The 12,431-nt window shown below is 49.7% G+C and carries 11 protein-coding genes; all 11 read right to left on the bottom strand.

Translation table 11 applies throughout. The annotated features are described in order from the left end of the window. Nucleotides 1-47: 47 nt before the first annotated feature. A complete protein-coding gene (locus tag PXY01_RS06585; RefSeq protein ID WP_127568510.1) occupies nt 48-272 on the bottom strand; it encodes a YlzJ-like family protein in 225 nt (74 codons plus the stop codon). Then, the gene (locus PXY01_RS06580; protein ID WP_281277870.1) at nt 269-1,036 is read right to left on the bottom strand and encodes a ClpP family protease; all 768 of its coding nucleotides are present in this window, start codon (nt 1,034-1,036) and stop codon (nt 269-271) included. Before PXY01_RS06580 ends, PXY01_RS06585 begins: the two co-directional genes overlap by 4 nt. A 153-nt stretch (nt 1,037-1,189) precedes the next feature. Next, nucleotides 1,190-2,869 (bottom strand): ribonuclease J, encoded by a 1,680-nt coding sequence (locus PXY01_RS06575; protein WP_127568508.1) that lies wholly within the window; start codon nt 2,867-2,869, stop codon nt 1,190-1,192. A gap of 293 nt (nt 2,870-3,162) precedes the next feature. Further along, the gene (gene dapA / locus PXY01_RS06570) at nt 3,163-4,023 is read right to left on the bottom strand and encodes a 4-hydroxy-tetrahydrodipicolinate synthase (RefSeq protein ID WP_127568506.1); all 861 of its coding nucleotides are present in this window, start codon (nt 4,021-4,023) and stop codon (nt 3,163-3,165) included. Nucleotides 4,024-4,111: 88 nt separating this feature from the next. Beyond that, nucleotides 4,112-5,323, bottom strand: coding sequence for an aspartate kinase (gene dapG / locus PXY01_RS06565; protein WP_127568504.1), 1,212 nt, complete (start codon nt 5,321-5,323; stop codon nt 4,112-4,114). Nucleotides 5,324-5,626: 303 nt separating this feature from the next. Beyond that, a complete protein-coding gene (locus PXY01_RS06560) occupies nt 5,627-6,226 on the bottom strand; it encodes a dipicolinate synthase subunit B (RefSeq protein WP_127568502.1) in 600 nt (199 codons plus the stop codon). Beyond that, entirely contained in the window at nt 6,223-7,122 is a 900-nt protein-coding gene (gene dpsA / locus PXY01_RS06555) for a dipicolinate synthase subunit DpsA (protein ID WP_127568500.1), read from the bottom strand. Before dpsA ends, PXY01_RS06560 begins: the two co-directional genes overlap by 4 nt. A gap of 206 nt (nt 7,123-7,328) precedes the next feature. Continuing rightward, complete coding sequence (gene dut / locus PXY01_RS06550) at nt 7,329-7,772, bottom strand: dUTP diphosphatase (RefSeq protein ID WP_127568498.1); 444 nt, start codon at nt 7,770-7,772, stop codon at nt 7,329-7,331. Beyond that, complete coding sequence (locus PXY01_RS06545) at nt 7,765-9,018, bottom strand: M16 family metallopeptidase (protein ID WP_127568496.1); 1,254 nt, start codon at nt 9,016-9,018, stop codon at nt 7,765-7,767. Before PXY01_RS06545 ends, dut begins: the two co-directional genes overlap by 8 nt. Before the next feature lie 134 nt (nt 9,019-9,152). Then, a complete protein-coding gene (locus tag PXY01_RS06540) occupies nt 9,153-10,136 on the bottom strand; it encodes a polysaccharide deacetylase family protein (protein WP_127568494.1) in 984 nt (327 codons plus the stop codon). 178 nt (nt 10,137-10,314) lie between these two features. Beyond that, a complete protein-coding gene (pnp, locus tag PXY01_RS06535; protein WP_127568492.1) occupies nt 10,315-12,420 on the bottom strand; it encodes a polyribonucleotide nucleotidyltransferase in 2,106 nt (701 codons plus the stop codon). Nucleotides 12,421-12,431: the final 11 nt, after the last annotated feature.

Here is a 12,431-nt window from a genome sequence, read left to right as displayed (position 1 = left end):
GGTGGACAATTGTTCCTATTGAACGACAGGACTAAAAACCCGACCTCTTAAGGAGAGGCCGGGCTGTAAACGATCATAGACCCTGGCTGAAATCGAGGATTCAAATAATGCTGGAGCGGTGCATGTACAAGCCTGACAACCCGGCCGATACCGGGAGCTAGTGGTACGAGTTGCAGCAAGGCTCCTTCTACTTCCATCTCAACGTATGGCTCTCTTTCCTCATTCATCCCTTCAAGCACAAGCTCTAATGGCATATTCGTATATAGAGTCATGAAGGAAGCGCTCCCTTCGGCATAACTCCCGTACGCGTACGTCTCTCATCCATCAATTTATTGAGAGCAGCTAACGCTTGACCGATACCGCCTACCTCGTCAATCAACCCGTATTTTACAGCATCAGGCCCGATGACGGTTGTGCCAATATCGCGGGTCAATTCTCCCGTCTTAAACATCAGTTCCTTGAAATGTCTCTCCGATATGTTCGAATGAGAAGTCACGAATCTTACGACCCGTTCCTGCATTTTATCCAAATATTCGAATGTCTGAGGGACGCCAATGACAAGTCCGTTCAAACGAATCGGATGAATCGTCATTGTAGCCGTTTCAGCTATAAAAGAACGATTCGCCGACACCGCAATTGGCACACCAATCGAATGCCCGCCCCCAAGAACAAGCGTCACCGTCGGCTTCGTCAGCGACGATATCATCTCGGCAATAGCAAGACCCGCTTCAACGTCACCCCCTACTGTATTAAGCACGATTAGAATGCCTTCAATCTTCGGATTCTGTTCTGCTGCAACAAGCTGAGGGATAAGATGCTCATATTTGGTCGTCTTATTTTGCGGAGGAAGCACGAGATGGCCCTCCACTTGACCAATGATCGTCATACAGTAAATATTCGACTCGTTCGGCGTCGGTGTAGACGTCTGCCCGAGCTGAGTAATCGTATCAACGACTGAGGCCGCTTTTCTCTTCTCGTCTGCTGCTGGAGTCGTCTCTGGCTGCTCGGATCTCATATCATCAAACTCATCATTCATTGTGCTTTACTCCTTTACATGCACTAGATGGGGCTCATCATAGTATGGTAAAAGAGACGACGAATATACTTAGGCTGCATCCGGAAGCACAAAAAAGGATTCGGCTCAGCATTACTGTCAATGCGGAACCGAATCCGTATAGCTCGGAATAGGTTAGACTTCCATAATAATTGGCAAAATCATCGGACGACGGCGCGTCTGCTCATACAGGAAGCGGCCAAGTGCATCCTTCACATTCGTCTTCAATGATGCCCATTCATTTACATTGTCGCTCATCAGTTTATGCAGCGTCGAGGTGACAATGCGATTCGCTTCATCCAGTAAACCTTCCGATTCGCGTACATAGACGAAGCCTCTGGAAATAATGTCCGGACCGGACAAAATCGTTCCGTCTTGCTTGCTCAATGTAACGACGACGACTAGAATGCCATCCTGCGACAGCAGTTTACGATCGCGAAGCACGATGTTGCCTACATCGCCTACTCCAAGTCCATCGATCAGCACATTACCTGCTGGTACCTTCGAGCCTTTGCGTGCGGTTCCGTTCTGGAATTCTACCGTGTCGCCATTATCAAGGATGAAAATATTCTCACGCTCAATACCTACAGCCTCACCCAGCTGCGCATGCAAACGAAGCATCCGGTATTCCCCGTGAATCGGAATAAAGAACTTAGGTCTAATGAGGTTAAGCATCAGCTTCAGTTCTTCTTGACTGCCGTGACCCGAAACGTGAACGCCCGACACGGAGCCTGGTCCATAAATTACGTTAGCACCGAGACGGAACAGCTCGTCCACTGTACGGCCTACATGTCGCTCGTTACCCGGAATCGGCGTTGCAGCGATAATTACCGTATCGCCCGGCAAAATATCGATCTTACGGTGAGTCGAACGCGCCATCCGTGTCAAAGCGGACATTGGCTCACCTTGGCTGCCTGTACACAAAATGACGACGCGGTCAGCCGCCATTTTGTTTACTTCCTCCGGCTCTATGATCATGCCTTCTGGAATGTTCAAGTAACCCAATTCACCGGCAATAGATACGACGTTCACCATTGAGCGGCCTACGACTGCAATCTTGCGGCGAGTTGCAGCTGCGGCATTAATGACTTGCTGGACACGGTGCACGTTTGACGCGAATGTCGCGATAACGACACGCTGGGTGGCTTTCTTGAAAATTTCTTCCAAGTTAGCGCCTACAATGCTTTCGGAAGGCGTATATCCCGGACGTTCCGCATTCGTACTATCCGATAGCAATACCAGAACGCCTTCTCTTCCAATCTCAGCAATACGCTGCAGATCAGCAAATTCGTTGTTAACTGGCGTGTGATCGAACTTGAAGTCGCCCGTATGTACGACTCGCCCTTCCGGCGTATCCAAGCAGACGCCAAGCGAATCTGGAATACTGTGATTCGTCTTGAAGAACGTAGCCGTAATCGAGCCGAGCGGCACTACCGAATCAGCATTAATGAGAATACGTTTCGTCTCGCCGAGCAAGCCGGCCTCCTTCAGCTTCCCTTCAATTAAGCCGAGTGTCAGCTTCGTACCGAATACCGGTACGTTCAAGTTCTTTAATACGAATGGCAAGCCGCCAATGTGGTCTTCATGACCATGTGTAACGAGAATTCCGCGAACCTTGTCACGGTTCTCGAGCAAATATGAGATATCCGGTATAACGATATCGATGCCAAGCATGTCCTCTTCCGGGAACTTCAGGCCCGCATCAACGATGACGATATCATTGCCATATTGAATGGCATACATATTCTTGCCGATCTCCCCAACGCCACCTAGCGCAAAGATCAACAATTTATCTTGATTATTCTTCTTCGACAAATGAATCTATACCTCCTAAAGCTCTGCGTAAGCGTAATCAGCTTCGTAAGCAAATATATGGTGAAATAGGTGGAACGCCGCTCTCACGTTATTCGGTTTATTACTATTAAATTGCCGCACCGAGTCACTTGTACTTCATTATACATGATGCAAAAGCTGGAATACAAGTGAACGAATATTGCCTTATGCTATAGACTTCCCCATTAACAAAAAACCGATGCTTAGCCAGCAAGCAAAGCTTGAGGCTGATGCACCGGTTTTAATCCCTCTTTAGATCGGCTTATGACTGCCGATTAAACAAGTTGGCGCAAGTATTCGCCTTCCGCATCCGTCAATGCGACGAGCGGTAGACGGAGGCCGCCGACCGGCAGGCCGCTAAGTGCCAAAGCGTATTTGACCGGTGCTGGGCTCGGGTAATCGAATAAGCCTTTGAATACAGGCAGACATTCAGCGTGTAGCTGGGCTGCCCTACGAACGTCTCCATTTAAGTAAGCATCAATCATATCCTTCATCTTACTGCCGATAATATGGCTGGAAACACTGACGATGCCATATGCACCGACTGCAATTGCTGGCAAGGTAACGCTGTCATCGCCACTGTATACGCGGAAATGAGCAGGAGCTTTCGAAGAAATCTCTGTTAGCTGCTCAAGTGATGCGCAATCCTTTGTTGCAACGACATTTGGAAGCTCTGCTAGGCGAAGCGTCGTCGCTGCTGTCATACTAATACCGGTACGTCCAGGTACGTTATAGAGCATGACTGGAAGCCTGGTTGACTGCGCCACTGCTTTGAAGTGCTGATACAAGCCCTCTTGACTCGGTTTGTTGTAGTACGGCGTTACTAGCAGAATACCGTCTACCCCAGTCGTTTCGGCGAGCTTCGTCAAGTGGATCGTGTGAGCGGTATCGTTGCTGCCCGTACCGGCAATGATCCGAGCTCTTCCGCCTGCGCGTTCGACGACGAAACGGAACAGCTGCTCCTTCTCCGTCTCCGTTAACGTTGGTGACTCTCCTGTTGTTCCTGACACAACGAGACTGTCGGATTTCTGTACATCAATTAAATAGTCGACGAGTCGGCCTGTCGTTTCCCAATCGATTGCGCCCTCCGCATCGAAAGGGGTTACCATCGCTGTAATTAATCTGCCAAAGTCCATGACGATTCCTCCTGCTCCGTTGAAACCGCGAATTTATTTGAATGTATAATCGGGACTTGCGGCTAATTCGCTCGTCCCGCCATTGTCGCTATAGATGTAACTCAAACTTGGCGTGCAGTGCTCGTAAAGCTGCAGCCATATCCTCTTGCCGAACAAGAACCCATATCGTCGTATTCGAATCCGCTGATTGCAGAATCGGAATACTCAACTCGGCAAGCGCTTCTACAATTCTTGCCATGACGCCAGGCACGCCGTTCATGCCTCCGCCGATTACTGATACTTTCGCACAACCACTAATAATTTTTGGAACATACCCTAGACTTCCAAGCACCTGCACCGCTTTCGGTGCATCGTGGTCAAATACCGTGTAAACGGCTCCCCCCGGCGTCACATTAATAAAATCGACGCTGATGCCGTGTCGAGCCATCGATTGAAATACTTGAAGCTGAACATCCGCTTGCCCCTCTTGGGCATAAACGGATATTTGGGTGACGCCTGCAACATGCGCAATGCCAGTCACATGTTTATCATGAACAGTACCGCCAGCAGGCAACCGTTCATCTGTTACGAGTGTCCCTTCTTCTTCAGAAAAGGTGGAACGAACACGTAGCGGAATACGTGCCTGCTGGGCAATCTCAACCGCTCTTGGGTGAATCACTTTAGCGCCTTGCCTTGCCATATTGCATATCTCCGCATAGCCAACCACTGAAAGCGGCTTCGCATCCGATACGATGCGAGGATCCGCCGTCAGAATACCATTCACATCGGTATAAATATCGACTCGCTCCGCATGCAGCGCAGCGCCGAGCGCTGTAGCAGACGTATCGCTGCCACCTCTTCCGAGCGTCGTCAGTTCGCCTTGCTCCGTCCGGCCCTGAAAGCCAGCCACGATGGCAACCTCGCCTTGTTTAAGTGTATCAAGCAGCGAACCGGTTCTAACGTCTACAATTCTCGCCTGCCCGAAAGATGAATCCGTTACAACGCCGGCTGCTCCGCCGGAAAATCCAGATGCCGGAATTCCGAGTGAACGCAGCTTGCTGCAAAGAACAGCTACCGAAATTAATTCTCCGCAGCAAAGCAGCATATCCTTCTCTCTTGCAGGCAGCGAATCTACGTTATCGCCTATTAGCCCAAGAAGAGTATCGGTTGCGTACGGATCACCGCTTCGCCCCATTGCGGAGACGACAACTACGATTGCATAACCCAACTCGCGTTCTCTTATAATGTGACGAACGACGAAATCCCTCGCTTGCTCTGTAGCAAGCGAGGTGCCCCCGAATTTCTGGACGAGTATCCGCATGATGACTGTCCCCCATTGAAGTAATAGAACAGGACAACTTAGCGACGGGAGCTTATTGCTGTATTCGAGTCGTACTTAACTCCAACTTTGTACTGTTAACGAATAAAACATATGTCAAACGATATGAAATGCTTAGTAGGGCAAGCCTCCGACAAACACAATCATCTTGTCAGGAGTCTCATCAACCGTTCCATTAGGGTTCAGCCCATCATGCAGCGAACCGAACGTTCAGCAACGTACTGGAACGATAGCATTCATAACGGCACACATAACGAATATTCAATAACCTGAATTGGTCAATACTTATACACCATATTGAAAACGTTCAATTAGCATCGGCTGGAGCTGCTTGCCGTTAAGCGCAGCTTCGCAGGCTTCAACAACAAGATCCATACGCGCAACAAGGGAGTTCGGCTTTTGTTCGGGATTGTCTTGACCAAATGGCACAAAATAAATATTCTTCGCCACAAGCAGCTTCGCAATGTTAGCCGCATTCAATCCAAGACCGTCATTCGTCGAAATCGCAAGCACGACAGGCCGGCCGTTGCGCATCTGCGCTTTGGCAGCCATCAGCACCGCACTATCCGTTAGTGCGTTCGCAAGTCTGCTTGTCGTATTTCCTGTGCATGGGGCGATCAGAAGCACGTCGATTAATTTCGACGGCCCGAGCGGCTCAGCTTGAACAATCGTCGAAATAATTTCGTTACCGGTAATTCGTTTCAATTCCGACTGCCAATGCTCCGATGTGCCGAATCTCGTATCCGTCGTCATCAACGTATGTGAAGCTATTGGAATAACATTCGCTCCAAGATCGACAAAACGTTGAATGTGCGGCATCACTTCAGCAAACGTGCAATGAGACCCCGTCAAAGCATACCCGACCGTTTTCCCCGACCAGTTCATGGTCTCTCCCCCCATAGCTTCGCATTGTCCATAATAAGCTGACTTAAGCAATCCGCTATGATTCGTCCCGCCGTCTTCGGCGCGACGATGCCCGGGAGACCGGGTGCCAGCATCGCCTTCATGCCACGCTTCTCAGCGAACCGAAAATCCGTTCCGCCGGGCTTCGAGGCAAGGTCGATAATGACCGCCCTGGAGGGCAAATTCGCAATAATTTGCGCTGTGATAATCATAGTCGGAATTGTATTAAAAAGCAAGTCAATGTTACCAACTTCATGCATCAGCCGGTCAGTGTAAAACGGGATAAAACCCATTTCCCAAGCGCGCGCATAGTGCTCATCACGTCTTACGCCGACCTTTACTTTTGCACCTAATCCTTGAAGCGTTCGGGCCAGCGTCATGCCTGTTCTGCCAATACCGAGCACCATGCAGTTCGAGCCGTGAATCGTAATATCCGTATTCTGAATCGCCATCATTATGGCACCCTCAGCCGTCGGAATGGAATTATAAATTGCAACGTCATCGCGTTCGAACAGCTCGAACAGTGTAATGTCGTGCTTTGCACAAAGCTGAACCAAATATGGCTTCGCCATTCCCGCATATACGGCTGCATGTTTCGGCAATCGAGCGATCTGTGCGTCGGTCAGCCTCAATTCCTTGTCGCTGAATACAGCCGTGATCAGACCGTTGTCATCGGTCCCGACAGCAGGCAGCAGCAGCGCGTCTGCTGTATCGAACAGCTCGTCGCGCAGCTCAGCATGGACAGCTCCATCCAGAGACGTATGCAAACCTTCGAAGCCGACCACCGTAACCATGGCGTCAAGCTCCGTTAGCTTACGGATTACTTCCAGCTGCCGGGCGTCGCCTCCGATCAGCAGCACTTGAACGCCGGTGAGCATGAAGGCCTCACTCCTTTCTGCGCTCATAAGATATAGAGCATCTTATGCGATCGCCTATAAGGGGGTGAATGAAATTGTTTTGATTGGTGTATCCCCAGACACATATTGCCAAAATTTACACTTGGCCAAACCCAAGAGTCCCTTTCAAACTTTCATAAAAAAAAGCACGTTCCGAATATTTAACGGAACGTGCATTATGATCTTTTTTATACACCTGTATGGCCGAAGCCGCCTGCACCGCGAACCGTATCCGGCAGCTCGTCGGCAATGGAGATGGATACAGCCGGGACGGTCTGAAACACCATCTGGGCAATACGCTCACCACGAGTAATGACGAACGGTTCTTGACCAAGATTAATCAACAGCACTTTCACTTCACCGCGATAATCGGCGTCAATCGTTCCGGGCGAATTCAGGCAGGTGATGCCGTGTTTAAAGGCTAACCCGCTTCGCGGGCGGATTTGCGCTTCTAATTGCTCGGGCATGGCCATAGCGAAGCCGGTCGGAATCAGCTTACGTTCGCCTGGCGAGATTGTAACCGGCTCGATGACAGCCGCATGCAAATCGAACCCTGCCGCCCATTCCGACATCCGTTCCGGCAGCTTTACATCCTCATTGCCGGGCAGACGCTTAAACAGTACCTTATACAAACTGGTCCCTCCTCAGCTTAGCCGCCGCATTGTCATTCGTTCCAACTACCGCAGCTGCAAATGGGACGCTGAGCATCCGTCTCGTCATATCGGCGATATCGGACATCGTCACCTCATCGATCCGCTCCAGCAATTCATCGAGCGTGTAATGTCGACCAAGCATCAGCTCGTTCTTCCCGTTCCGATTCATCCGACTGCTCGTACTTTCAAGACTTAGAATTAAGCTTCCTTTCAACTGCTCCTTACCGCGCTGCACTTCCGCTTCCGTCAAGCCTTTAACCGAAAGCTCTCCCAGTATGTCCATCGTAATGTCAAGCACTTCCTTCGTCTGCTTGGGCGCCGTTCCGGCATATACGGTGAACAGTCCCGTATCCGCGAACGCTGTATGATAAGAATAAACCGAATAAGCAAGACCGCGCTTCTCGCGAATCTCTTGGAACAAGCGTGAGCTCATCCCTCCACCAAGCGCATTATTAAGCAGCACCATAGCATACAATTTTGGATCAGCAATCGAACAGCCCGGGAATGTCAAGCAAATGTGATTTTGCTCCGTTTTCTTCTTAAAAAACAAATAGCCGCCATCGAATCTTGGAGATTCAAGCGTCTCTACCGTACCACTATTTTGGAACGATCCAAAATGCTTCTCCAGCAGCTCAAGCAAGCTTTGCTCTTCCACATTGCCTGCGACGCTGATCACGACATTGTCTATTCGATATTGTCTTCCCATATAGGAGCGCAAATCGTCGCTTGTCATAGCCTTCAATCGATCCTGCAATCCAAGTATCGAATAGGCAAGCGGATGGTCGCCGTATGCTGCACGCGCAGCATCATCATGCACTTTATCATCCGGCGTATCTTCGTACATCGCAATTTCTTCTAATATAACGTTCTTTTCTTTCGCAAGCTCCTCCTCATCCAGCTTGGAATGAAAGAACATATCCGCAAGCGCGTCAACAGCAATCGGCAGATGATTATCCAGCACCTTGGCGAAATAACAAGTATATTCCTTCGACGTAAAAGCATTAACGTTGCCGCCAATTCCATCGAACAGATCGGCGATATCCTTCGCCGTATGTCGCTCAGTACCTTTGAACAGCATATGTTCAATGAAATGGGATATGCCGTTATCCTGCATCGATTCGTGTCGCGAGCCGGTTTTGACCCAGATGCCTAACGATACCGATCTGCAGGTTGGTATCGTCTCTACGACGACGCGAAGGCCATTGCTAAGCGTATATTTATTCACTCGGAATCCTCCTTCTTCTGGACGGAGCATAGACGTGTATCACTTGAGGATCAGTTGTCTCGCCGTTCGATCATGATTAGTAAACACTATAACAAATTCAGGGAAACAAATAAAGGGAGCCACATCCCCCCTGCTTAAGAATCCACTCTAGCTGACGATAGCGTCTCGCTAACTGTACCAAGCTGATAGCCCTTCGACTTAATGACGGAGATAACATCCGCAAGCGCATCACGCGTCGATGCAGTTGGATGCATCAATATTAAGGCGCCAGGCTCCAATTTATTGCGCACACGCGAGACGATCGTAGACGGCAAAGGCTTACGCCAGTCGATCGTATCAATCGTCCATAAGACTGTACGGAGTCCGAGATTATGCGCAATCTGTACCGTCAGTTGATTAAAATCGCCGGAAGGCGGAGCAAACCACCGGTTATCCTTTACGCCAAGCACCGACTCAAGCAGCTGCTGCGTCTTTTCAATTTCCCGGAGCTGAGCATTTCTGCTTAACTGGCTCATATTCGGATGGCTGTAAGCATGGTTGGACATTTCGTGGCCAGCCTCCTGAATTTGTTGGGCAAGATCTCGATACTTATTCAACCAACTTCCATCAAGGAAAAAGGTTGCCTTCACCTTTTCCCGCTTCAATGTATTTAAAATAGGCTCTATGTACTCGTTGCCCCAGGCAACGTTAATCATCAAAGACACCATGCGTTTGTTTGGGTTTCCCCGATACGTCGGCTGCGCTCCAAGATCGTTAAGTCCGATCTTAGGCACGGTCTCCTTATAAAATAATTGAAGAGGCTCTCCTGCCGGTCTGCCTGCATTCGCCTCATATGTACGGTCAATATCAATTTCTAATCCATTATAGCCGGGGATCGCTTTCCAGACTCGGTCGACCTTTGCATCGATCGGCGGAATACGCCGTTTCTCTGCTTCGGCTTGAATTACGCCTAGCAGCTGTTCATCCACTACTGCCGCTGCCAGCGTGCTTACCGATTCAGCTGATCTGTCTGACGACTTTAAAGCGTCAATATATTGAGCAAAAGGCTCGTTCCACTGCGCCAGCGCAACTACCGCAAGCATGCAGCCTGCCATGGTCATCACTTTACCGACCTTCATCCCGTCCACCCACCCTTCCATCACATATGTATGAGAAGCTGGACGAGATTATTCGGTAGTCTCCGCAACATAAAAAGAGACAGATAGCATCTGGCTCTTCATGGGCGCGTATTGCAATATTGTTCGAAAATGACACTGCGTGAGTCCGGCTAACAGCCGTTAATCCCACGCAGGCCGATTATTGAGAAGCTGTTTCTGATTGCTGTGTCAGGACGGCTTTACGGGACAGATTAATTCGACCTTGCTGATCGATCTCCGTAACTTTAACCGTAATTTGATCTCCGATCTTTAGGACGTCCTCAATCTTCGCAATCCGTTCCGTCGATACTTGCGAGATGTGCACAAGACCATCTTTGTTCGGAAGAATTTCGACGAATGCACCAAACTTCTCGATTCTCTTCACCGTTCCAAGATAAATCTCACCGACGACGACTTCCTTGACGATGCCTTCGATAATCGAGCGCGCTTTCTGGTTCATCTCTTCATTCGAAGAAGCGATGTATACCATGCCGTCCTGCTCAATGTCGATTTTGACACCTGTCTCCTCGATAATTTTGTTAATAATTTTGCCGCCAGCACCAATAACATCACGGATCTTGTCCGGGTTGATGCGAAGCGTCAAAATTTTCGGAGCGTATTTGGACAAGTTTTTACGCGGTTCACTAATTACTTCCATCATTTTGCCCAGAATGAACATCCGGCCTTCGCGTGCTTGCTCCAACGCCTGCGTCAAAATCGCACGGTCGATGCCGTCGATCTTAATATCCATCTGAATTGCTGTAACGCCTGCAGCCGTACCTGCAACTTTGAAATCCATATCACCAAGATGATCTTCCATGCCTTGAATGTCAGACAAAATCGAGAAATGTTCTCCGTCCTTGATCAGCCCCATCGCGATACCTGCAACTGGCGCCTTGATAGGTACGCCGGCATCCATCATCGCTAGTGTGCTGGCGCAAATACTTGCCTGCGACGTGGAACCGTTCGATTCGAGTACTTCAGATACGAGACGAATCGTATATGGGAATTCCGATTCAGGTGGAATTACTTTAGAAAGTGCGCGCTCGCCAAGTGCACCATGTCCGATTTCGCGACGGCCTGGCGCACGAAGCGGACGTGCCTCACCAACAGAGAACGGCGGGAAGTTATAGTGATGCATGAAACGTTTCGATTCTTCCGGCGAGATACCATCAAGAATTTGTACGTCACCAAGTGCACCAAGCGTACAAACGCTAAGCGCCTGCGTCTGACCCCGAGTAAACAATCCCGAACCATGTGTACGAGGGAGAAGCGACGTATCGCACTCAATCGGACGAATTTCGTTCAACGCCCGACCGTCAGGACGAATTTTGTCATGTGTGATTAAGCGGCGAACCTCTTCCTTCACGATGTCGTACAGCACTTCTTTCACATCGCTGAGCAGCTCCGGCGTCTCCGCATATACTTCCTCGAAGTGAGCTACCGTCTCCGCGTTGATCGCATCAATCGCATCCTGACGAGCATGCTTCTCCGGAATACGGATCGCTTCCTTCAGTCGTTCCGCAGCGTATGCCCGTACCGCTTCATTAACGGCACCATCGACAGCATGCAGCTTCACTTCCATTTTCTCTTTGCCCGCGATGGATTGCAGCTCCTCAATCGTCTTCACGATGCTGCGAATCTCTTCATGTCCGAACATAATTGCCTCAAGCATGACGCTCTCTGGAACTTCGTTCGCCTCAGCCTCAACCATCATAATCGCGTCGCGAGTACCTGCAACGACGACATAAATATCGCTTGCCGCTTCTTGCTCAACAGTCGGATTAATAATGAACTGACCGTCTATACGACCGACCACTACACCACCGATTGGACCGTTGAATGGAACATCGGAGATCGAGAGCGCAGCAGATGTACCAATCATCGCCGCAATCTCTGGTGAGCAATCTTGATCGACGCTCATTACGAGGTTTACGATTTGTACATCGTTACGGAAGCCCTCCGGGAACAACGGACGAATTGGACGGTCCGTTAGACGGCTTGCCAGAATCGCTTTCTCACTCGGACGACCTTCCCGCTTAATGAAACCACCCGGAATTTTACCGACTGAATACAATTTTTCCTCGTAGTTAACGGTAAGCGGGAAAAAATCAAGATCTTTCGGCTCCGAAGAAGCGGTTACTGTACAGAGAACGACTGTCTCTCCGTATCGAACGGTAACAGCTGCATTCGCCTGCTTGGCCAATCGGCCTGTTTCAAGAATGAGCGGTCTTCCGCCGAGCGTCATTTCTACTTGCTTCAACATCGTATCCCTCC

The organism is Paenibacillus xylaniclasticus (genome assembly GCF_004001065.1).
Classification (GTDB): Bacteria; Bacillota; Bacilli; order Paenibacillales; family Paenibacillaceae; genus Paenibacillus_T; species Paenibacillus_T xylaniclasticus.
The sequence above is the reverse complement of the archived record's forward strand: the minus strand, read 5'-3'. Positions and strand labels throughout refer to the sequence as shown.